A 20,396-nucleotide genomic window follows, 5' to 3' on the forward strand; every position below is an offset into this window, starting at 1 on the left:
GCATGTTTCACCGAATCCGCGCCCTCTTGATGTCAACATGGTGCGCATGCGCTTCGCTGCTCTCGCCTGTTCCACCATGCTCGCCTTCACCGTGGGGGTCTCCGCCGCGCCGCCGGCCGTCGCGGCCCCCGCCGTGGCCGCCAGGCACGCTTACGTGGTCGACTCCCACGGAACGGTCCACTTCGGCAAGCGCGAGACCGCCCGGGTGCCGGTGGCCAGCCTGGTCAAGGTGATGACCGCGTACGTGGTGCTGCGCGAGGCGAAGCTGACCGACGTCGTCACCGTCACCGCCGCCGACGTCCGCTACGCCGCCAAGGGCGGCGCGGCGACGGCGGGCCTGCGCGCGGGCGAGCGGCTCACGGTCCGGGACCTGCTGTACGCGCTCATGCTGCCGTCCGGCGCCGACGCGGCCAACGCGCTGGCCCGCACCTACGGGCCGGGCAAGCCCGCCTTCGTCGCCAAGATGAACTCCGCCGCCCGCAGGATGGGGCTCGGCGACACCCGCTACACCAACGCCGACGGCATGCCCACCCCGCGCGACGGCGGCTACTCCACCGCCGTCGACCAGGCGAGGCTGGCGCAGTACGCGCTCGACATCCCGGTCTTCAAGACGGTCGTGAGCCGCCCGACGCACAAGGTGACCAAGACGGCCCTGCACCAGGCGCACACCTGGACCAACACGAACAAGCTGCTCGGCCGGGCCGACGGCGCGATCGGGGTCAAGACGGGCTATACCCGCAAGGCCGGGTTCTGCCTGCTGTTCGCGGCGGAGCAACGCGGCACGCGGGTGGTCGGCGTGCTGCTCGGCGACAGCGACGAGCGCCGGTTCAAGACCGCCGAGCGGCTGCTGGAGCACGCCGCCGGGGAGATCGTCATCGGCTGAGGCTCAGCACTGCACGACCGGGTCGAGGCGGTCGGCGGTCCGGCGCAGGCTGTGCGCCAGACGGACCCTGACCCGGGCCCGGTCGCGATGCGGCAGCACCGGCGCGTCCGGCAGCGCCGCATGCGCCGACTCCCGGTGTCCCATCGCGGTCCGGTACGCGAGGACCTGCATGGCATCCATGGAACCCTCCTTCTTAATCCATTAAGACCTTAATCGATTAAGAGGTGGTCGGCAAGAGATCCGCTACGGTGGGAAGATGGCCAGGGTCACGCTGCAGACGATCGCCGATCGGCTGGGCGTGTCCAGGGCGACCGTGTCCTACGCCTTCTCCCGGCCCGACCAGCTCAGCGACGACCTGCGGCGGCGCATCCTCCAGGTCGCCGACGAGCTGGGCTACGCCGGCCCCAACGCGGCCGCGCGCTCGCTGCGCCTGGGCCGGGCCGGCGCGGTGGGCCTGCTGTTCAGCGAGACCCTCGCCTACGCCTTCGCCGACCCGTACGCGCTCGGGTTCTTCCAGGGGCTGGCCACCGCCGCCGAGGAGGCCGGGGTCGGACTGCTCATCCTGCCGCTCCCGCGCGGCGAGAAACGCCCGCCGCCGGTGCGGGACGCGGTGGTCGACGCGTTCTGCGTGGTGTCACTGCCCGACGGCCACCCGGCGCTGGCGGAGGTGCTGGCCCGCAGGCTGCCCACGGTGGTGGTCGACGAGCCGTACGTGCCCGGTCACCCGTTCCTGGGCATCGACGAGCCGGCCGCCGGGGCGCAGGCCGCGCGTCACCTCGTCGAGCTGGGCCACCGGCGCGTCGGCGTGGCCATGGTCGGCCTGCACGACGACGGGCGGACGGGCTGGGCCGACCCCGGCCGCCAGCGCGGCGCCGTGTTCGAGGCGATGCGAGGGCGGCGCTCCGGCTACGAGGCGGCCTGCGTGTCAGCCGGCGTCGACTGGGCGTCCGTGCCGTTCTACGAGCTGAGCAGGAACTCGCGGGCGGCCGGCAGGGAGGCCGGCCACGCGCTGCTCGGGCGCACGCCGCGGCCGACGGCCATCCTGACCAACACCGACGTGCTGGCGCTCGGCATCCTCGACGCCGCCGCCGACCTGGGGCTCGACGTCCCCCGCGACCTGTCGGTGGTGGGGTTCTCCGACAGCGCCGCCGAGGAGGCCGGGCTGACCACGATCCGGCAGGCGAAGCAGGAGATCGGGGCAGCGGCCGGGCGGCTGCTGCTGGAGCCGCCTGACGAGCCCGAGCGGCTGCTGTTCCCGCACGAGCTGATCGTCCGCGCCTCGACAGCGCCGCCGCGTCCGTAGTCCTTCGGACGAGACGCTCCCCTCCCTAGTCAAGTGGCGTAAACGGCAGGTTTTCAGCTCATTACACATGATTGACCTTTGTTGTGCGGTACGCGTAGTTTCGGTGATCGAAGTGCCAGATCCGCGAGCCTGCGAGGGAGACGTGTGATGGGGACCACGGGCGTGGCGATCGTCGGATGCGGCAACATCGCCCAGAGATACGCCGCCGACCTGGCCTCCTACCCCGAGATCGAGCTCCGCGGCGTGCAGGACGTCGACCCCGCGCGGGCCGGGACCCTCGCCGCCGCGCACGGCGTCCGCGCGTACGCGACGATGGACGAGCTGCTGGCCGACCCCGGCGTCGACATCGTGGTCAACCTGACCGCGCACAAGGCCCACTACGAGGTCATCCGCCGCGCCCTGGAGGCGGGCCGGCACGTGCACAGCGAGAAGCCGCTCGCGCTGCGCTACGAGGAGGCGGCCGAGCTGGTGACGCTGGCCGGCGAGCGCGGGCTGCGGCTCGGCGGCGCGCCCGCCACGTTCCTCGGCGAGTCCCAGCAGACGGCGCTCAAGCTGCTGCGCGAGGAGGCGATCGGCCGCGTCCGGCTGGTCTACGCGGAGGTGAACTGGGGCCGGATCGAGGTGTGGCACCCGGAGCCGGTCGGCTTCTACGAGGTGGGGGCGCTGTTCGACGTGGGCGTCTACCCGCTCACGATCGCCACGGCCGCGCTCGGCCCGGCCCGCCGGGTGACCGCGTTCGCCTCCACCCTGCACCCCCAGCGGACCCGCCTCGACGGCCTCCCCTTCACCCTCACCACTCCCGATTACGTGGTGGCCAACATCGAGTTCGAGGGCGGCGTGCTGCTCCGGCTGACCTGCGACTTCTACGTCGACCAGCGCAACACCCACCAGAAGGGCATGGAGTTCCACGGCGACGGCGGATCGCTGCTGCTGCGCGGCTGGCACGACTTCGACGCGCCGCTGGAGATCGCCGCCTTCCGCGAGGAGCCCCGGCCGGTGAAGCCGCTGCGGGAGCCGTACGCGGGCGTCGAATGGGGCCGGGCCGTGCGCGACCTCGCCGCCGCGATCCGCGAGCGGCGGCCGCACCGCGCCACCGGTCAGCAGGCCGCGCACGTGGTGGAGATCCTCTGCGCCGCGCGCGCCTCGTACGAGAAGGGCGGGACTGTCGAGCTGGTCAGCTCGTTCGAACCGCCCGCGCCGATGAGCTGGGCCGAATGACGGGTAGGCCCTCCCCGTAGGCGGCGCACGAGGGGGACACGATGCCGATCAAGGGGCCGATCAAGGTCACGGTGTGGGGCGAGAACCGTCACGAGCAGCGCGAGGAGGAGGTGCGGCGGCGCTACCCCGACGGGATGCACGGGGCGATCGCGGCGGGGCTGACCGAGCACCTGGGCTCCCGGGTCCGCGTCCGCACCGCCGTCCTGGACGACCCCGAGCACGGGCTGTCGGACAAGGAGCTCGCCGAGACCGACGTGCTGACCTGGTGGGGGCACATGGCCCACGAGGACGTGGCCGACGAGGTGGTCGAGCGGGTGCGGTCGCGGGTGCTCGGCGGCATGGGGCTGCTGGTGCTCCACTCCGGCCACTACTCGAAGCTCTTCCGCTCCCTGATGGGCACCACGTGCAGCCTCAACTGGCGCGACGCCGGAGAGCGCGAGCTGGTGTGGACCGTGGCCCCGGGCCATCCGATCGCCGAGGGGGTGCCGCGGCCGATCGTCATCGGCGAGCACGAGACGTACGGCGAGCCGTTCGGTGTGCCCGAGCCTGACGAGCTGGTGTTCATCAGCTCGTTCGGCGGCGGCGAGGCGTTCCGCAGCGGCTGCTGCTACCGGCGAGGGCTGGGCCGGATCTTCTACTTCAGCCCCGGCGACCAGAACTACCCCGTCTACCACCATCCCGACGTGCGCCGCGTGCTGGCCAACGCCGTGCTGTGGGCGGCCCCGCCGGCGGGAGTCGGCGAGCCGCTGGACAACGCGCACACGCCGGTCCGGTGGTAGGCGTGCTTACCGGACTTTCCACCGCCGGTCAGGAAAGAGAAAAACGCCGCTAGACCGTTCCAGTAAAAAGCGGTAAAGCCCATGATCAGCGACTTTACCGGTGAGTTGATCAGCCTCTTGACGGGCTGAATCCGATCATGAAAAGCTCTGGTCGCGCGCAGCATCGGCACTCGTCAAGGGGTCGGCATGACTTATTTATCCCGCGTCCGCGCCATCGACAATTCCATTATTCAACTAGAAGTCGAGGACAACGACAAAGAACTGCTGCACGTCTGGTGCGGCCATGTGCGTTACAACCCGAAATACGGGAGCCGCGACACGACGGCCGATGTCTGGGCCCTCGAACTCGCGCCCCTCACCTCCCTCGGCTCGGCCGTGCAGGCGGTCGGCGGCAGGGAGCGTGAGCGCCTGTCCGTGGCGGGCGGCGAGCTCGTCATCCACGACTGCAAGGACCCCCAGGGCGCCCGCTGGGCCGCCTGGCTCGGCCCCTGGCACATGGTGCACGGCATGTTCTACGCCCCGGAATGGGAGACGAAGGACATCATCGACACCTTCGCCCGGGTCGCGTGGACCGACACCCCCGAAGGCATGACCGCCGACGCCGGGCAGCGCTTCCAGCTGTCCATGGCCATGTACACGCAGACCATCGCCGGGGTCGGGTCGCTGCTCGTCGAGCCCAAGCAGACCAGCTCCAAGCGGATCCCCGCCTGGCGCGGCTACGAGACGAGCGCGGGCGAGATCTGGCGGGACGACGACGAGTCCAACACCCACGCGCAGCCTCTGATCATGGTCACCGACACCGCCGTGGTCACCCTGTCCCCGTGGGACGCCCCGCGGCAGGACCGGCCCGGCGTCTCCGTGCGTTCCCTGGGCGTGGCGGCCGAGGACGCCGCCGCCACCTTCCTCACGAAGATCAAGCGCCTCGAGTGGACCGCGTAGGTGGAGCCCACCACCGCCGCGATCATCGTCCTCGCCGTCCTGGTCGGGCTGCTCTTCGCGGCCGGGGCGGGTCTCTACCGCCGGGTCCGCGAGCTGGAGCTGGCCACCTACGAGGGCGTCGGCGTCCGCTTCACCTCCGGGCAGCACGAGCAGGCACGCTCGGCCATCACCAGGCCCGACGGCACGACGCTGGTCGTGAAGATCAACAGACAGTGCTCCATCTGCGACGACGTCCTCGTCGCCGTGGCCAAACTGGCTCCCGAACTCCCTGAGGACCACTCCTTCGCGGTGGTGTCCGACGACCCGGGCTTCGGCAAGAGCCTCCCCGAGACGGTACGGGTGATCAAGGACCCCGAGATGTGGCGGTCGATCACCGTCCCGTACGCACCCGCCCTCCTCGTCGTCGGCCCTGACGGGCTGGTCGTGTTCTCGACCCCGGTCGGGTCCGGCGAGGCGCTGGTGGACGTCGTGGAACGAGCGTTGGAGAAACGAAGGGAAGCACAGCCGTGACCATCTCGGACGAGAAGAGTTCGATCCTCGACCAGATACCGAGCGCGAACCGGGAGCCCGTGGACGCGGTCCCGTCCCGGGTCGCCGCGACCAAGCCGCGTCCGAGCCGCCGGGGCGTGTTCGGCCTCGCCCTCGGCGTGGCGACGGCGGCCGGGCTCGGCGCCCTCGACCTGCTGCCCGGCTCCCGCCCGCGCAGCGCCGCCGCCGCCGTCTACAAGACCGTCTGGGACACCTGCAAGGGATTCATCAACGCGTCGTCGGTGTGCGTGCCGTCCTCGGCCTACTACGGCTCCGACAACTGCACGGGCTCCTGGCACCGCGACGACGGCTACTCGGGCACCTGCGTCAGCATCAACTACACCTCGTACGCCGACTCGTGCGCCGGCCGCAACGCCTGGCGCTGGACCGGCGGCAGCACGACCAGCAAGCGGCGCAAGTGCTCCGACGGCTACCGCTACGTGGTGGCCTGCGGCGCCAGCGGCTCCGGCCAGTTCTCGATCTGCAGGACCACGATCTGAGTGAGTGACAACACGTCGGCCTCCCTCCGCCTGCTCTGGCCCGGCTTCGGGCTCATCGCGGCGGGGGAGGCGGCCGTGCTCGCGGCCCTGACCTCGGCAGGGGCGCTCGGCGCGGGCACGACCGGCTTCGTCTGGCTGGTCGCCGCCCTGGTCGCCGGGTTCTCGCTGTCGGGCTCCGTTTGAAGCCTCAACAGCGCCTGGGTGCTGTCCTCGTCGGTCCGGCGGGGCTCTGACGTCTCGGGGTTCGTCCTCGGTCTTTTCTTGGGTGCGATGGGCACCGCGTTCGCCTTCGTGGTGGTCGGCTCGCTCCTGCGCGTGCCGTTCCCGCCCGCCGTGGCGCGGGTGGTGGTCGTCGTCGCGGCGATCGTCCTGCTGCTGCAGGAGATCGGCGTGCTCCGGTTCCCGATCCTGCAGAACGCGCGGCTCGTCCCGCAGTTCGTCACCAGGATCCCGTTCTGGGGCTCGGTGCAGTTCGGCATGGAGATGGGCACGGGCATGCGCACGTACTCGCCGACGGCGCTGCCGCACATCATGGCGATCTCCATCGTGTTCCTCGCCTCCTGGCAGCAGGCGCTCCTGGCCGGCGCCGGGTTCGCGCTCGGCAGGGCCGTGATGCTGCTGACGTTCGTGGCCGCGCGCAGCAAGAACAGCGCGGACAAGGCCTTCTCCTTCGAGCTGCCGAGGCTCCGGCCGCTGTTCGTGGTCCTGGTGATCCCGATGCTGGCCCTGATGGTGATCGCGTGATCGTCGTCCGGTACGCGCTGGGGCTGGTGCTCGTCCTGGCCGTCGCGGGCAAGCTGCGGGATCCGCGCGGCTTCCGCGACAGCCTCGGCGCGTTCGGGCTGCGGGGCGCGGTGGGCACGGCCGCCGCGGGCGCGGTCGTGGCCGTGGAGGTGGGCACGGCCGCGTTGCTGTTCTCCCCCGCCCCTGGCCTGGTGGCGGGGGTGGCGGCGACGGTGCTGGGGGCCGGCTTCACCGCGGCGCAGACGTACCTGGTCGCCGCGGGCGGGCCGGCGGCCTGCCAGTGCTTCGGCGTCCGCGAGCCGGTGTCCTGGCGCACCTGGGCCAGGGCCGCGGCGGTGCTGGCCCTGGGCCTGCTGCTGCTCGCCGTCCCGGCCTGACTGGCACGATCTCGCGAACGGCCTCAACCTCCGGCGGGGTGCGGAGAGTCCTCTCCTATGACGCCGCAGGACTGAAGGGCTGGGCCGATTGATCGACACCGAGGGTTTCCGCGACTTCGTGGCCGCGCGCGGCCACGCCCTGTCCAGGACGGCGTTCCTGCTCACCGGCGACCACGGCCAGGCGGAGGACCTGCTGCAGGAGACGCTGGTCAAGGCCGCCACCCGGTGGCGCAGGGTCTCCGCCGCGGCCGATCCCGAGGCGTACGTGCGCACGATGATGCTCAACCAGCTGCGCACCTGGCGCCGCCCTCGGCGGCTCACCATCGTCCCGACCGCCGACCTGCCGGACTCCGGGCCGCACCACGACCAGTCCACGCAGACCGACCTGAAGATCATGTTAGGGCGCGCGCTCGGCGTGCTCACGGCCAAGCAGCGGATCGTGCTCTACCTGCGCTTCTACGAGGACCTCCCGGAGTCGGCGGTCGCCGCGCAGCTGGGCTGCTCGGTCGGGACGGTCAAGCGGCACGCGCACGACGCGCTCAACCGCCTGCGCCGGGTGGCGCCGCGACTGCTGGAGAGGGTGTGCCCATGAACCTCCGCGACACGTACCACCTGCTAGGAGCCGACGCGCGCGACTACGCGGACGCGGACCTCGCCCTGCGAGTCCTGCGCCGCCGCAGGACCGTACGGGCCGTGACCGGCGCGGCGGCGACGGCCCTGCTCGTGGCCGGGGGGTTCGGGCTGCACCAGAACCTCACCCGCTCCGCCGAGACCATCACGGCGGTGCCGGCGGTCTCCACGAGCGCGGGGTACCCGGTCCTGCCTTCGAGCGGTCCGGTGGGCCGCGGCGCGGTCGTGTACGCGCCGTGCCGGAGCTCCTGCCCCACGCTGCTCACCCTGGAGGACGGCCGGACCTACGGGCTCGGCGCGCGGACCGTGCACCCGCAGGGCAACATCACGCTGTCCCCCGACGGCCGCTGGCTGGGGCTGCCCACGCCGGACGGCTACGAGCTCAGGGACCTGCTGGGCGGCACCGCGCATCGGGTCCCCCCGCCCGGTGACGGCCTGGCCGACAGCGCCTACAGCCCGTGGGCGTGGTCGGCCGACTCCCGCAGGCTGATCCTCGGCTACCACGCGAGCGGGGACGTGCACGCGTACACCGACGTGCGTCTCGATGACGGGCGGACGGAGCCGCTGACCCCGCCGGAGGGGTACGAGCCGGTCGGCGTGCTCCCGTCGGGCGAGCTCGTCCTCCTGGCGCTCGGGCAGGACGGCGACGGCGCGCGCGAGCGGGTGCGGCTGCGGGTGGGCGGGACGGCCCGCACGCTCTCGGCGACCGGGTCCGGGGTGCTGTCCGACGCCGACCACGGGCTGTCCGTCCAGGTCAGCGGAGAGCGGATCTTCGTGCTGGAGTACACCGGCGACAGCGTCGCCGTGCTGCGGTTCGATCCGCGCGGCACGCTCGTCGAGCGCACGCCGCTGCCGGACGGGCAGTACGCCCTCGGGCCCACGAGGGACGGGTACGCGGTCGTCCAGCCACCGGCCGACCAGCGGGGACGCCTGCGGCTGCTGACCACCGGCGGTGATGTCCTGCGCGACCTGCCGGGCGAGGCGGAACCGGCGATCCCGGGCCTGGCCCGGCACTGAACTGTTCAGCGGAGGCGGACGGGAATCGAACCCGCCGCGCCGAGATGCTCGGCGCCACCGGTTTTGAAGACCGGGAGGGCCACCAGGCACCTGGACGCCTCCGCTCGCGATCTTAGCGCTCCGGGCGGCCCGTTCCGGCGATCCGGCGCGAGCCGTCCTCGGCCCTGCGGGTCGCGCCGGTCCTGTCCAGGTGTTCGAGCAGCGGGATGACCACCCGGCGGGACGTGCCCAGCGCCTTGCGCGCGTCGGCGGCGGTGAACGGCTGGGCCAGGCCGGACAGCACGGTGAGCGCCCGTTCGGGTGCGCCCGGGGGCAGGACGACGCCGGGCACGAGCCGTACCAGGTGTCCGGCGGCCTCCGCCGCGGCCAGGTCGCGGCCGTCGAGACCGAGCTCGGCCAGCCTGGCGGCGTCGGGGGCGGCGAACGGCGCGGCGGCCCAGTCGCGGCGCAACCGCTCGACGCCGGGCGCGAGCTCCGGCGGCGCGGCGGTCAGCCGTCCCCGGGAGCGGCCGAGCGGCGTCCGCTCGGCGAGCGCGTCCACGAGCGACCGGTCGGGCAGGCCCAGCGCCTGCCTGACCTCCTCGGCCGACATCCCGGGATCGTGCGGGCTGGCCTCGGCGTGCGCGGTCACGACCTCGACCAGCCGGGCCCTGAGCGACTCCCAGTGCTCGGGATCGGCGACCCACGCGCCGGCGACGGGCTCGGCGGTCGCCGGCGCGCCCATGGCGGCCAGCTCGTCCAGCCTGGCGATCCCCCGCCGCCGCAGCTCCGCCTCTCCGTCGGGAACGCCGTCCAGGGCGGCCAGCTCCTCCGCCCGCCGCCTCGCCGCACCCCTGCGACGCAGCGCGGGCGGCCGGACGTCGAGTACGGTCACCCCCCAGACCCTGCGGCTGCCGGGATCGCGCAGCAACGCCCGATCACCGATACGCAGCGGAAGCGGCCTTTCCAACGTGACCCGCACAGTGTCCCCGCCGTACGCACGATCGAGCACCGATTCCCCGCCGTACGCACGATCCAGCGTGACATGCACCGGGTCCTCCCCGAACGAACGGCCCCCCGCGCCGTCGGCGGCCAGCCGATCCCCCGGCCCGAGCCCGAGGTCTCCAGGCGAGCGGTCCCGGACGTCGCGAGCGGCCACTCCCGGCGAGTCCTGAAGGTCGCGGGCGGACGTTCCAGGCGGATGGTCCCGGAGGTCGCCAGCAGACACTCCCCGCGAATGATCCCGGAGGTCGCGAGCGACCAATCCCGGCGGATGACCCTGAAGGTCGCGGGCGACTCCCCCAGACGGGCGATCCCGGAGGTCGTGGGCGGCTCCTCCATACGGGTGATCCTGAACGTCGCCGACGGACGCTCCCGGCGAGTCCTGAAGGTCGTGGGCGGACGCTCCGGGTGGGTGGTTACGGACGGTGCGGGGGGAGGGGGCTGTCAGGGGGCGGATGCGGGCGGGGGTGGCCGTTGTGCCGATGTGCCAGATGGCGTGGTGGGGGACGTCGGTCGCCGGTGAGAGCCGGACGTCGGCCTGAGTGACCTCCAGCCAACGGTCCGGGGTGAGGAGGGCGTCGCCGCGGCGGGGGGTGGCCGCGCCGCGGAGGTTGACCGCGACCCGGGCCGGGCCGCGGACCTCGTCGCGGGCCGTGCCGAGGCTGTGCAGGCCGCGGACGCGGACGGGCTCGCGGCCGGCCATCAGCCGGTCGCCGGTGCGGATCGTGCCCGCGCCGAGCGTCCCGGTCACGACGGTGCCGCGGCCCTCGACGGTGAACACCCGGTCGATCCAGAGGCGGACGTCGGCGTCCGGGGACGGCTCGGGCTCGGGAAGGGCGGACAGCGCCGCTCTGAGCTCGGCCAGCCCGTCGCCGCGGACGGCGCTCACGGCGACCGCCGGGATCCCGTCGAGGCCGGTGCCGCGCAGCCGTTCCCGGCAGGCGGCCAGGACAGGACCCGGGTCCGCGAGGTCGGCGCGGGTGACCGCGAGAACCCCGGTGGTGATGCCGAGCGCGTCAACGATCCGCAGGTGCTCCTCCGACTGCACGGCCCAGCCGTCGTCGGCGGCGACCACGAACAGCACGGCCGGCGCGGGGCCGACGCCGGACAGCATGTTGCCGATGAACCGTTCGTGGCCGGGCACGTCGACAAAGGCCAGCCCGTCGGTCCAGACGAAGCCGAGGTCCAGGGTGAGGCCGCGGCGGCGTTCCTCCTCCCACCGGTCGGGCTCCATCCCGGTCAGCGCCCGGAGCAGGGTCGACTTGCCGTGGTCGACGTGCCCGGCGGTGGCGATCACGCGCATGCCGCCGCCTCCCAGGCGGCCGCCACCGCCGCCGCGAGGTCCCCGTCGTCGTCCGGAGCGACGGCGCGCAGGTCCAGCAGGTAGCGGTCCGCGGCCGCCCGGCCGACCACGGCGGGGGTCCCGGTCCGCAGCGGGCCGGCGAGCGCGATCGGCACGGTGACGGCCACGCTGGGCAGCTCCACCCCCGGCGCGCCCCCTCCGCCGACCGCCGCCACGGTGTCCACGGCGTCGGCCTTGACCCCGTCCGCGTGCAGCAGGAGCAGGAGCTCGTCCGCGCGGCGGCGCAGCGTGGGCAGGTCCGCGAGGAGCGCGGCGCGGGTCGGGTTGGCGGCGTGCGTGAGCGTGGCCTCCAGGGCGGCGAGGGTGAGCTTGTCGACGCGCAGCGCGCGGGCCAGGGGGTGGGTGCGGAGCCGTTCGACCAGGCCGGTCCGGCCGAGCAGGAGCCCGCACTGAGGGCCGCCGAGCAGCTTGTCGCCGCTGGCCGTCACCAGGTCGGCGCCCTGCTCCAGCCAGGTGGCCGCGTCCGGCTCGGCCGGCAGCGCGGGCTCCGGGCGCAGCAGCCCCGAGCCGATGTCGCCGACGACCGGGACGCCCAGCCCCGCGAGGTCGCCCACGCCGGGCGTCCCCCCGAAGCCTTCGACGCGGTAGTTGGACGGGTGGACCTTCAGCACGAACCCGGTCACGGGGCCGATCGCCGCCCGGTAGTCGGCGACGGTGGTGCGGTTCGTGGTGCCGACCTCCCGCAGCCGGGCGCCGGTGGACTCCAGCAGCTCGGGCAGCCGGAACCCGGCGCCGATCTCGACCAGCTCGCCCCGGCTGATGACGATCTCCTTCCCGTACGCGAGCGCGGTCGCCGCGAGGACGAGGGCGGCCGCGTTGTTGTTGACGACGTGCACCGCCTCCGCCGCCGGGACGGCCTGGGCCAGGGCCGCCAGGGCGCCGCGCCCGCGCCGTCCCCTGCGTCCGGTGACCAGGTCGAGCTCCACGTCGGTGGATCCGGCCGCCACCCGCACGGCCTCCAGCGCCGGCCCGGACAGCGGCGCCCGGCCCAGGTTGGTGTGCACGACCACCCCCGTGGCGTTGATCACGCGGCGCGGCCCGGCGTCCGACAGCGACGCCAGCGCGGTCTCGGCCACCAGTTCGGGGTCGATCTCGCCGTCACGCGCCCGGCGCTGCGCCGCGGTGACCGCGGCCTTCACCCGGCTCCTGCCGAAGACGGGGGTGAGCTCGGCCAGGCGGGGATCCGCCAGGACCGCGTCCGTTCGGGGAATCCGGCGCCGTTGATCGGTCATGGTCATCTGCCATACCGGAAACCCGCGATCCGCGCAATGATGTGATCATGATGAGGCTCACCCAATACGCCCAGGGCGGCGGCTGCGCGTGCAAGATCCCTCCCGGAGAGCTGGAGGACGTGCTGGCCGGCCTGGCCCGGCCGCAGGGCGGTGATCTCGTGGTCGGCCTCGACAGCGGTGACGACGCGGCCGTCGTCAGGATCGAGGGCGGGACGGCGATCGTGAGCACCGCCGACTTCTTCACACCGGTGGTGGACGACCCGTTCGACTGGGGGCGGATCGCGGCGGCCAACGCGCTCTCGGACGTCTACGCCATGGGCGGGCGCCCGTTGATGGCGATCAACCTGCTGTGCTGGCCCCGCGAGACTCTCCCGTACGAGCTCGCCCGCGAGGTGCTGCGCGGGGCCGCGGAGGTCGCGGCGGACGCCGGCTGCCACGTCGCCGGAGGTCACAGCGTGGTCGACGTCGAGCCCAAGTACGGCATGGCGGTGACGGGGCTGGCTGACCCGGACCGGCTGATGCGCAACGACGCCGGGGTCGCGGGCGTGCCGCTGTCGCTCACCAAGCCGCTCGGCCTGGGCGTGCTCAACAACCGGCACAAGGCGACGGGCGAGGTGTTCCCGCACGCCGTCGCCACCATGACCGCGCTCAACGCGGCGGCGAGCCGGGCGGCGCTGGAGGCCGGGGTGCGCTGCGCCACCGACGTGACCGGGTTCGGGCTCCTGGGTCACCTGTTCAAGCTCGCCCGCGCCTCGGGGGTGACGGCGGTGGTGGACGCGGCCGCGGTGCCGATCCTGGACGACGCCCGCCGGAGCCTGCGCGAGGGGTACGTGCCGGGCGGTTCCCGCCGCAACCTGGACTGGGTCGCCGGCCACGTCGACCCGGGCGGCGCGGACGAGGAGACGATGCTCCTGCTCGCGGACGCCCAGACCTCGGGCGGCCTGCTGATCGCCGGCGAGATCCCGGGCGCCCCGGTCATCGGCGAACTGGTGCCGCGCGGCGACCACGCCATCGTCATCCGCTAGGCAGGCAGGCGCCTTTGGCAGCGTTATACGCCGAAAATTCCGGAAATATCGCTTTTCATCTATTGCGGTTGCCCGAAGTCACCTTCCCCCCTATGGTCCCGCCTTGTGAAAACCCTCATGATCGCCGCGCTGGCGACCATCACCCTTCCGCTGTCCGGCACCGCGGCCAACGCCGCCATGGACCCGATCAACAGCCCCGAGCTCACCAAGAACGACCTCTACGCCACCGGGCCTCTCCCCCGTACGAAGTGCGCGGAGAAGCGCATCAGGACGGGCGACAAGAAGCAGGCCCGGGCCTATATCGACGCCGTCGTCGCCTGCCTCAACAAGACCTGGGGCGCGCACCTGACGAAGGCCGGGGTGGACTTCGGCAAGATGCGCGTCAAGCACTTCAACCGGATCCCGAAGAAGTACTGCGGCCTGGACGTGGACAAGGACGACTCGCAGGCCTGGTACTGCGAGAAGACCGAGACGCTCGCCGTCCAGATGGGCAAGACCTGGGTCGAGGATCCGGACGACCTGTGGCTCTTCAACTACACGGCCGGCATGTACGGCTACCACGTCCAGAAGCTCACCGGCATCACCGACGCCTACAACGACGAGCCCTACGACAACAAGACGGAGCTGCGGGAGCAGTCGCGCCGCGCCAGTCTGCAGACCGACTGCCTCGGCGGGGCTTTCCTGAAGAGCGTGTGGCCGCTCAAGGGCAGGACGTCGCGTGACTATCGCGAACTGCTGAGCCTGGTCCAGGGCGACACCGGCTCGGAGCGCTGGGTCGGGAAGACGGCCAACGTGCGTGCCTGGATCAAGCAGGGCTTCGCCACCGGTGACCCCAAGTCCTGCAACACCTGGGCGGCGTCGTCCTCCAAGGTCTCCTGACCGGCGTCACCGTCGGCCGCGCATGAGGCCGTGACAGGCGATGGCGGCGGCGGCGACCACGTTCAGCGAGTCCACGCCCGCGTCCATGGCCGCCGGGCTCATCGGGATGCAGACCGGTTCGTCCGCCTCGTGCAGCCACCGCGACGACAGGCCGTCGCCCTCGGCGCCGAGCAGCAACGCCACCCGGTCACCCAGCTTGACCTCGTCGAGCGGGGTGGCCGACTGGTCGGGGGTCAGCGCCAGGGTCTGGAAGCCGGCCGCGCGCAGCTCGTCCAGGCCGGTGTACCAGTTGTCCATCCGGGCGTACGGGATCGAGAACACCGCCCCCATCGAGACCTTCACCGCGCGCCGGTAGAGCGGATCCGCGCAGCGGGGAGACAGGATGACGCCGCCGACGCCGAGGGCGGCGGCGCAGCGGAAGACGGCGCCGACGTTGGCGTGGTCGACGATGTCCTCCAGGACGACGAGGCGGTCGGCCGACTCCATGACCGAGGCGGTGGGCGGCAGCGGGAGGCGGGCCATCGAGGCGAGGGCGCCCCGGTGGACCTGGAAGCCGGCGGTGGCGGTCATGATCTCGTCGCTGACCACGTACACGGTGGCGTCGCCGAGGACGTCGGCGAGCGGCTGGAGCCAGCGGCGGGTGGTGAGGACGGAGCGGATCGGGTAGCCCGCGCCGACGGCGCGCCTGATCACCTTCTCGCCCTCGGCCATGAACAGGCCGCGCTCGGCCTCCAGGCTCTTGCGCAGCTCGACGTCGCGCAGTCTGGTGAAGTCGGTCAGGCGGGGATCGGCGGCGTCCGTGACGTACTCAAGCACGTTCCGATACTGCCATGAGCCGTCTGACCTGCCAGACGGCCGCGTAGCAGAGAAGCACGAGGCAGAACCCCACGACGGTGCCGGCGCCGACCTTGGTGATGACCCCGGGCAGGCCGAAGACCGGGTTGGGTTCGTCCAGCCGGGGCCAGGCGAACGCGCCGGCGACGACGCCCGCCGCGCTCCAGGCCAGGACCGTCCAGCGCGTCCGCGCGGGGGTGCGCAGGTCGGCGGGAACCGGCACGGGCGCCATCCTGGACAGGCCGCGCCAGGCCCACCACACGACGATCACCAGCCCCACCGCCGACGAGGTGTACTGCAGGACCCTGAACAGCGGCAGCACGCCGAGCACCGGGGTCGCCAGCCACGCGCCCCACTCCCCCGGCCCGGTGGAGTGGGTGAAGGAGTCCCAGGCGACGTGGCTGGCCGAACCGATCAGGCCGCCGGCCACGACGGCCGGAAAGCCACGGGCGAGCTGCGGCCAGGCGGGGCGGAGCGTGGCGGCGCGGCCCGCCAGCGCGGGCGGGAGCAGGGCCAGGAGCGGGTCGCGGAGCAGGCCGTGGAAGAGGACCAGCAGGACGAGCATCGCCGCCAGGTCCACCGTCACCACGCCCTGCCAGGAGTGCCAGTCGCTGTAGTCGGGCAGGAACGGCAGGAAGATCGGCAGGTCGGGCACCATCGCGCCGAGCGCCAGCGCCCACGGGTCGGCGAGGCGGCGCAGGCGGGCCGACGAGATGAGGGGCAGCACGAGCGCCATGTGGCTGGGTGTGAACGGCACCGGCCCCCCTGTACGAGTCGCTCCTTGATCACGACACTACCCGCGAAGTTCGGCCGTCCCTCGCCTCCACCCTCTAGGGTCACGAGCAGTGATGAGGTCGCCACGGAACGCTGTCGGCGGCGAAAGCGGGGGTTCAAGGTGTCTGACCAGCGAGTTCATGCACATCCCATGGCGTCGCCCGAATGGCTGCGCGCGGCGCGGAACGCGCGGTCCCTTTCCCTGGTCACGCTCGTCTGGCTCGGCGTGGAGAGCACGCTGGGGCTGGCGGCCGGGTTCGGCGCGCACTCGGTCGCGCTGATCGGGTGGGGGCTGTCGGCCCTGGTGGAGGCGCTGGCCAGCCTGATCGTGGTGTGGCGGTTCACCGGCGAGCGCACGCTGTCGGAGACGGCCGAGCTCCGGGCGCGGCGGGCCGTGGCGGTGAGCTTCTGGCTGCTCGCCCCGTACCTGATCGTGCACGTGGGCCATGACCTGGACGCCGGCCACCGCGCGGAGGTGAGCCTGCTCGGCATCGTGGTGACGTCGGTGAGCCTGGTCAGCATGCCGGTGCTGGGCGTGCTGAAGCGGCGGCTGGGGGTGCGGCTGGCGTCCGGGGCGACCGCGGGCGAGGGCACCCAGAACATCATCTGCGGTCTGACGGCCGCGGGCGTGCTCGCCGGGCTCTGGTTCAACACCCTCGGCCTGTGGTGGGTCGATCCGATCGTGGCGCTGGTCCTCGCCGTGGTCGCGGTACGCGAAGGGATACGGGCCTGGCGTGGTCACACGTGCTGCCACTGAACACGACCCTGAGTAATTACTGCACCAAAAGAGGTGTTTTGCCCCGGCAAGCCTACCGAGTATCGTTCCCCGGGTATCGAGGAGTACCACCCGCCAGGGTCTCCGGAAGGTCAGGCTCAGCCAGGCGATCAAGAACACCAAGAGGGACACCGTGGGGCGACACCGCACAGACGACATCGACGGCGGCTACCGAGCCCAGGACCCATCTTCCCGCTCCGCGCGCAGACGGGCGCGTGGACGCGGACGGGTCCTGGTGCCGCTCGCGGGAGCCGTGGCGCTGGCGGTGCTGCTCGGCGTAGCGGCGTTCGTCATCTTCACCCGCGAACACGACTGCTCCGCCGGAAGGCTGCCGCTGCGGGTGGTGGCGAGCCCGGACATCCAGCCCGCGCTGAACAAGATCGCGGGCACGTACACCAAGGCCCTGCACTCGATCGACAGCAAGTGCGTCGAGGTCACGGTGGCCAAGGAGACCTCCGCGAAGGCCGCGAGCGCGGTCGCGGCGGGCAAGTTCGCCGGTGACATCTGGGTGCCCGACTCCAGCCTGATCCTGAGCCAGCTGAGCAGCCGCGTGTCGGACCAGGTCGAGGTGCCCCAGCCCGCCGGTTCGATCGCCTCCTCGCCCGTCGTGCTGGCGACGGCCGCGTCCGCTGCGGCCAAGCTGGAGGGCACGCTGAAGCCGAGCTGGTCCGCCCTGGTGGCGGCGGCGAACGTGGCCGACCCCGACGGCCCCGGCAAGAAGGTGCGCGTGGTCGCCCTCGACCCGCAGAAGAGCTCGGCCGGGATGGCGGCCCTGATGGCCGCGTCCGGCGTGGCCAGGGAGGCGGGCCAGAGCAAGGCGCTGGTGGGCGCGCTCAAGGAGCTGTCGGGCCAGGTGGCGGCCGACTCGACCGCGCTGCTCGCCAGCCTCACGGTCAAGTCCGGCGGGAAGGTGCCCATCGGCGTCAGCTCCGAGCAGGCCATCCACGTGCACAACACGAAGAAGCCGGACACTCCGGCGGTCGCGCTCTACCCTGCCGAGGGCACGCTGAGCCTCGACTATCCGCTCACCGTCCTCACCAAGGACCTGGCGACGCAGAAGGCCGCGGCCGACTTCCGCCAGGAGCTGGCCAAGGAGTCCGCGCTCAAGGTGCTGCGCGCGCAGGGCTTCCGCGGCCCCGACGGCACGGCGGGCGAGGCGCTGTCGGAGGCCAAGGGCTTCGTCCCCGCCGCCCCCAAGGCGCTGCCGGAGCCCGACGTCAAGACCGTCGCCACCGTCAGCCAGACCTGGACCAGGCTGAACCTCGGCACCCGCCTGCTCACGCTGCTCGACGTCTCCGGCACGATGGCGCTGCCGGTCCCCGGCACGAACCTGACCCGCATGCAGGCCATCAGCAAGATCGCCACCGAGGGCCTGACGCTGTTCCCGGCGAACTCCGAGATGGGCGTGTGGATGTTCTCCACCCACCTCGACGGCCAGGGCAAGGACTGGAAGGAAGTCGTCTCCGTCGGCCCGCTCACCCAGAGCGTCGACGGCGTCCTGCGCAAGGACGCGCTGGCCAGGGAGCTCGCCTCGGTCCAGGCCAAGGCCACCGGCGACACCGGCCTGAACGACACGATCAAGGCCGCCTACACCGAGATGACCAAGACGTACGCCCGGGACAGGATCAACACGCTGCTGATCCTGACCGACGGCGCGGGGAACGACGACCCCGACGGCGGCGTCAGCGACGCGGAGATCCTGCGGTTCCTGAAGGAGACCTACAACCCGGAGCGGCCGGTCAGCATCCTGCTGATCGCGTTCGGCCCCGAGGCGCAGGCGGGCAAGCGGCAGATGGACGCGGTGGCGCGGGCCACCGGCGGCGAGGCCTACATCGCCAAGGACCCGCTCCAGGTGCGCGACTTCTTCCTCCAGGGCATGGAACGCCGCCTCTGCTCCCCCAACTGCGACGGCTGACACAACCGTCACATCTACCCCTGTTTTACCTGGTTAAGCCACTTGGGCACGACCTGGCAACCCGCCGGGCGCCAGGGACGTCCTCTACGCCGGGGATTCCTTGTCACCCGCGGGGAGGTACTGGTGCCTGGATGGCCGGCGGTCGACCGCGCCCACGATCTGGAACTGGTGGCGGCGTTGCGGCGCGCCGATCCGGGCGCGCCTGAGCGCCTGTACGACGCGTACGGCGACCGGCTGCACGACTACGCCGCCTCGCTCCTGGGCGACCGGCGCGCGGCCGACGCGGTGCACGACGCGGTGGTGACCGCGCAGGGGTGCGCCGACCGGCTGCGCGAGCCGGCCAGGTTACGCGCGTGGCTGTACGCGCTGGTCAGGTTCCAGGCGATGGCCAGGCTCGGCCACCATCGCGGGGCCGCGGCGCCGCTGGACGACCCCGACGACCACGAGCTGGCCGAGCTCGTCGGGGCGGCGCTGGGCGAGATGCGCAGGAGCGAGCGGGAGATCCTGGAGCTGTCGACGCGGCACGGGCTCACGCCCGCCGAGGTCGGCTCGGTGCTGGGGCTGACCTCGCGGCAGGCGGCGAGCAGGCTGCGCCGGTCGCGCGACCTGCTGGAGAACGCGGCCGCGGCGGTGGTGCTGGCCAGGACCGGCCGGGCGCACTGCCCCGAGCTCTCGGCGCTGGTGGACTCGTGGGAGGGGCCGCTGACGCCGCCGCTGCGCCGGCGGCTGGCCGCGCACATCGGCGGCTGCGAGGTCTGCACCGAGCGGCGGCGCGCGCAGGTGTCCGCGGCGCGGCTGCTGGAGATGCTCCCGGTGGCGTACGCGCCGTTCTCCCTGCGCGAGCGGGTGCTCGGCACGTGCGCGGACCCGGCGCTGGGCGACACCCGCACGATGATCCTGGACCGGGGCGACGGCTTCGACCGCGGCGGCTTCCCCGTGCCGCCCGGCCGGTCGCGGCGGCGCGGGCGGCGCGGGCTCGCGCCGGCGCTGCTGGCGGCCGCGGCGCTGCTGGCCGGCACGGCCGTGCTGGTCGCCATGACCGGCCACGAGGGCGCCAAGACCGCGCTGGACCTGCGGCCCGAGGGCTCGCCCACCGCACACGTGCTGCCGGAGAGCCCGCCGGTCGAGACCGAGGAGGAGTCCGGCCCCACCCCGAGCCCGAGCGAGAGCGGGCGCGAGCGTATGCCGTCGCCGAAGCCGACGCGGCGGCCCGCCGCCGACCTGGCGACCACCAGGCCCCCGGCCGTCAGCACCCCCACCCGGCGGCGGGCCGCCCGTCCCGCCAGGCTCACCACGACCTGCCCGGAAGAGGTGGCCGGCGCCGCCACGATCGGGTTGCGCGCCCGCAACAGGACTGTCTCCTGGAAGGCCGCGGCGTCGGAAGGACTGGGCGTGGTCCCGGCCGCGGGCTCGATCAAGCCCGGCGGCACGGCGGTCGTCTGGGTCACGGTGGAGGATCCCGGCACAGGGGGCAGCGGAACGGTGACGATCACCTCGAACGGCGGCGGCTCGGCCTGCGCGCTGAGCTGGGACGACCCGGCCGTGCCAGGCCCCACCAGGCTGCCCGACGACGACGTCACCGCGAGCGCCGGACCGACCGGCACACCGGTGCCCGAAGCCGCCAGTTCGTCATCGCGTTAAAAAATGCGATAAGTCGGACGCGAAGTCGGTACGTGTGTGGCAGATAGGGCATCCTGGTG

General features: G+C 72.8%; 22 protein-coding genes and 1 tRNA gene. 17 read left to right on the forward strand and 6 right to left on the reverse strand.

What is annotated here, in order from left to right:
* Positions 1 to 46 precede the first annotated feature (46 nt).
* Positions 47 to 883, forward strand: coding sequence for a D-alanyl-D-alanine carboxypeptidase family protein (locus ACIBF7_RS30760; RefSeq protein ID WP_246639422.1), 837 nt, complete (start codon positions 47 to 49; stop codon positions 881 to 883).
* 3 nt (positions 884 to 886) lie between these two features.
* On the opposite strand, the gene ACIBF7_RS30765 is transcribed toward ACIBF7_RS30760, so the two are convergent.
* Positions 887 to 1,063: a hypothetical protein gene (locus ACIBF7_RS30765; RefSeq protein ID WP_187280980.1), complete on the reverse strand. Its 177-nt coding sequence runs from the start codon at positions 1,061 to 1,063 to the stop codon at positions 887 to 889.
* A 76-nt stretch (positions 1,064 to 1,139) separates the two neighbouring features.
* Between ACIBF7_RS30765 and ACIBF7_RS30770 the strand changes: the two genes are divergently transcribed.
* From ACIBF7_RS30770 to ACIBF7_RS30820, 11 genes are all read left to right on the forward strand, one after another.
* Positions 1,140 to 2,186, forward strand: coding sequence for a LacI family DNA-binding transcriptional regulator (locus ACIBF7_RS30770; protein WP_148029669.1), 1,047 nt, complete (start codon positions 1,140 to 1,142; stop codon positions 2,184 to 2,186).
* Positions 2,187 to 2,333: 147 nt separating this feature from the next.
* On the forward strand, positions 2,334 to 3,404 hold the full coding sequence (locus ACIBF7_RS30775; protein WP_271277636.1) for a Gfo/Idh/MocA family protein: 1,071 nt from the start codon (positions 2,334 to 2,336) through the stop codon (positions 3,402 to 3,404).
* A 41-nt stretch (positions 3,405 to 3,445) separates the two neighbouring features.
* Complete coding sequence (locus ACIBF7_RS30780) at positions 3,446 to 4,183, forward strand: ThuA domain-containing protein (RefSeq protein ID WP_271277637.1); 738 nt, start codon at positions 3,446 to 3,448, stop codon at positions 4,181 to 4,183.
* Between the two features lie 186 nt (positions 4,184 to 4,369).
* Entirely contained in the window at positions 4,370 to 5,122 is a 753-nt protein-coding gene (locus ACIBF7_RS30785) for a hypothetical protein (protein ID WP_397198726.1), read from the forward strand.
* Positions 5,123 to 5,632, forward strand: coding sequence for a hypothetical protein (locus ACIBF7_RS30790; RefSeq protein ID WP_219543823.1), 510 nt, complete (start codon positions 5,123 to 5,125; stop codon positions 5,630 to 5,632).
* Positions 5,629 to 6,150 (forward strand): hypothetical protein, encoded by a 522-nt coding sequence (locus ACIBF7_RS30795; RefSeq protein ID WP_148029664.1) that lies wholly within the window; start codon positions 5,629 to 5,631, stop codon positions 6,148 to 6,150. The genes ACIBF7_RS30790 and ACIBF7_RS30795 overlap by 4 nt, the downstream gene beginning before the upstream one ends.
* The gene (locus ACIBF7_RS30800; protein ID WP_148029663.1) at positions 6,151 to 6,333 is read left to right on the forward strand and encodes a hypothetical protein; all 183 of its coding nucleotides are present in this window, start codon (positions 6,151 to 6,153) and stop codon (positions 6,331 to 6,333) included.
* An 87-nt stretch (positions 6,334 to 6,420) separates the two neighbouring features.
* Positions 6,421 to 6,894 (forward strand): hypothetical protein, encoded by a 474-nt coding sequence (locus tag ACIBF7_RS30805; protein ID WP_271277640.1) that lies wholly within the window; start codon positions 6,421 to 6,423, stop codon positions 6,892 to 6,894.
* Positions 6,891 to 7,271: a MauE/DoxX family redox-associated membrane protein gene (locus ACIBF7_RS30810; protein ID WP_397198727.1), complete on the forward strand. Its 381-nt coding sequence runs from the start codon at positions 6,891 to 6,893 to the stop codon at positions 7,269 to 7,271. The genes ACIBF7_RS30805 and ACIBF7_RS30810 overlap by 4 nt, the downstream gene beginning before the upstream one ends.
* Positions 7,272 to 7,359: 88 nt before the next feature.
* On the forward strand, positions 7,360 to 7,863 hold the full coding sequence (locus ACIBF7_RS30815; protein WP_397198728.1) for a SigE family RNA polymerase sigma factor: 504 nt from the start codon (positions 7,360 to 7,362) through the stop codon (positions 7,861 to 7,863).
* A complete protein-coding gene (locus ACIBF7_RS30820) occupies positions 7,860 to 8,918 on the forward strand; it encodes a hypothetical protein (protein WP_397198729.1) in 1,059 nt (352 codons plus the stop codon). Before ACIBF7_RS30815 ends, ACIBF7_RS30820 begins: the two co-directional genes overlap by 4 nt.
* An 8-nt stretch (positions 8,919 to 8,926) precedes the next feature.
* Here ACIBF7_RS30820 and ACIBF7_RS30825 read toward each other — a convergent pair.
* The 3 genes from ACIBF7_RS30825 to selA form a co-directional block, all read right to left on the reverse strand.
* Positions 8,927 to 9,020, reverse strand: a tRNA-Sec gene (locus ACIBF7_RS30825).
* 10 nt (positions 9,021 to 9,030) lie between these two features.
* Complete coding sequence (locus tag ACIBF7_RS30830; protein ID WP_397198730.1) at positions 9,031 to 11,202, reverse strand: SelB C-terminal domain-containing protein; 2,172 nt, start codon at positions 11,200 to 11,202, stop codon at positions 9,031 to 9,033.
* Positions 11,193 to 12,494 (reverse strand): L-seryl-tRNA(Sec) selenium transferase, encoded by a 1,302-nt coding sequence (selA, locus tag ACIBF7_RS30835; protein ID WP_397198731.1) that lies wholly within the window; start codon positions 12,492 to 12,494, stop codon positions 11,193 to 11,195. Before selA ends, ACIBF7_RS30830 begins: the two co-directional genes overlap by 10 nt.
* Positions 12,495 to 12,541: 47 nt before the next feature.
* Here selA and selD point away from each other — a divergent pair, with 47 nt between their 5' ends.
* On the forward strand, positions 12,542 to 13,519 hold the full coding sequence (selD, locus tag ACIBF7_RS30840) for a selenide, water dikinase SelD (RefSeq protein ID WP_148029656.1): 978 nt from the start codon (positions 12,542 to 12,544) through the stop codon (positions 13,517 to 13,519).
* 105 nt (positions 13,520 to 13,624) lie between these two features.
* Entirely contained in the window at positions 13,625 to 14,398 is a 774-nt protein-coding gene (locus ACIBF7_RS30845) for a hypothetical protein (protein WP_397198732.1), read from the forward strand.
* Positions 14,399 to 14,404: 6 nt separating this feature from the next.
* Here the strand turns inward: ACIBF7_RS30845 and ACIBF7_RS30850 are convergent, their stop codons facing one another.
* Together ACIBF7_RS30850 and ACIBF7_RS30855 are read right to left on the reverse strand one after the other, a co-directional pair.
* Positions 14,405 to 15,214 carry an RNA methyltransferase gene (locus ACIBF7_RS30850; protein ID WP_219543815.1) on the reverse strand — a complete coding sequence of 270 codons (810 nt, stop codon included), beginning with the start codon at positions 15,212 to 15,214 and terminating at the stop codon, positions 14,405 to 14,407.
* Positions 15,207 to 15,989 (reverse strand): DUF4184 family protein, encoded by a 783-nt coding sequence (locus tag ACIBF7_RS30855; RefSeq protein ID WP_397198733.1) that lies wholly within the window; start codon positions 15,987 to 15,989, stop codon positions 15,207 to 15,209. Before ACIBF7_RS30855 ends, ACIBF7_RS30850 begins: the two co-directional genes overlap by 8 nt.
* Before the next feature lie 168 nt (positions 15,990 to 16,157).
* Here ACIBF7_RS30855 and ACIBF7_RS30860 point away from each other — a divergent pair, with 168 nt between their 5' ends.
* From ACIBF7_RS30860 to ACIBF7_RS30870, 3 genes are all read left to right on the forward strand, one after another.
* Positions 16,158 to 16,763 carry a hypothetical protein gene (locus ACIBF7_RS30860; protein ID WP_397198734.1) on the forward strand — a complete coding sequence of 202 codons (606 nt, stop codon included), beginning with the start codon at positions 16,158 to 16,160 and terminating at the stop codon, positions 16,761 to 16,763.
* Between the two features lie 253 nt (positions 16,764 to 17,016).
* A complete protein-coding gene (locus tag ACIBF7_RS30865; RefSeq protein WP_271277649.1) occupies positions 17,017 to 18,696 on the forward strand; it encodes a substrate-binding domain-containing protein in 1,680 nt (559 codons plus the stop codon).
* Between the two features lie 123 nt (positions 18,697 to 18,819).
* Positions 18,820 to 20,337: an RNA polymerase sigma factor gene (locus ACIBF7_RS30870; RefSeq protein ID WP_397198735.1), complete on the forward strand. Its 1,518-nt coding sequence runs from the start codon at positions 18,820 to 18,822 to the stop codon at positions 20,335 to 20,337.
* Positions 20,338 to 20,396 lie beyond the last annotated feature (59 nt).

Origin of the sequence: Nonomuraea sp. NPDC050478, assembly GCF_044458265.1 — a bacterium.
In the GTDB taxonomy this organism is placed as follows: Bacteria; Actinomycetota; Actinomycetes; order Streptosporangiales; family Streptosporangiaceae; genus Nonomuraea; species Nonomuraea ferruginea.

Excerpts from the sequence above, each read along its gene's own strand:
- ACIBF7_RS30780 (WP_271277637.1), top strand. The coding sequence starts at position 3,446 with ATGCCGATCAAGGGGCCGATCAAGGTCACGGTGTGGGGCGAGAACCGT.
- selD (WP_148029656.1), top strand. The coding sequence starts at position 12,542 with ATGATGAGGCTCACCCAATACGCCCAGGGCGGCGGCTGCGCGTGCAAG.
- ACIBF7_RS30820 (WP_397198729.1), top strand. The coding sequence starts at position 7,860 with ATGAACCTCCGCGACACGTACCACCTGCTAGGAGCCGACGCGCGCGAC.
- ACIBF7_RS30785 (WP_397198726.1), top strand. The coding sequence starts at position 4,370 with ATGACTTATTTATCCCGCGTCCGCGCCATCGACAATTCCATTATTCAA.
- ACIBF7_RS30760 (WP_246639422.1), top strand. The coding sequence starts at position 47 with ATGCGCTTCGCTGCTCTCGCCTGTTCCACCATGCTCGCCTTCACCGTG.
- ACIBF7_RS30765 (WP_187280980.1), bottom strand. The coding sequence starts at position 1,063 with ATGGATGCCATGCAGGTCCTCGCGTACCGGACCGCGATGGGACACCGG.
- ACIBF7_RS30770 (WP_148029669.1), top strand. The coding sequence starts at position 1,140 with ATGGCCAGGGTCACGCTGCAGACGATCGCCGATCGGCTGGGCGTGTCC.
- ACIBF7_RS30830 (WP_397198730.1), bottom strand. The coding sequence starts at position 11,202 with ATGCGCGTGATCGCCACCGCCGGGCACGTCGACCACGGCAAGTCGACC.
- ACIBF7_RS30860 (WP_397198734.1), top strand. The coding sequence starts at position 16,158 with ATGGCGTCGCCCGAATGGCTGCGCGCGGCGCGGAACGCGCGGTCCCTT.
- ACIBF7_RS30775 (WP_271277636.1), top strand. The coding sequence starts at position 2,334 with ATGGGGACCACGGGCGTGGCGATCGTCGGATGCGGCAACATCGCCCAG.
- selA (WP_397198731.1), bottom strand. The coding sequence starts at position 12,494 with ATGACCGATCAACGGCGCCGGATTCCCCGAACGGACGCGGTCCTGGCG.
- ACIBF7_RS30805 (WP_271277640.1), top strand. The coding sequence starts at position 6,421 with ATGGGCACCGCGTTCGCCTTCGTGGTGGTCGGCTCGCTCCTGCGCGTG.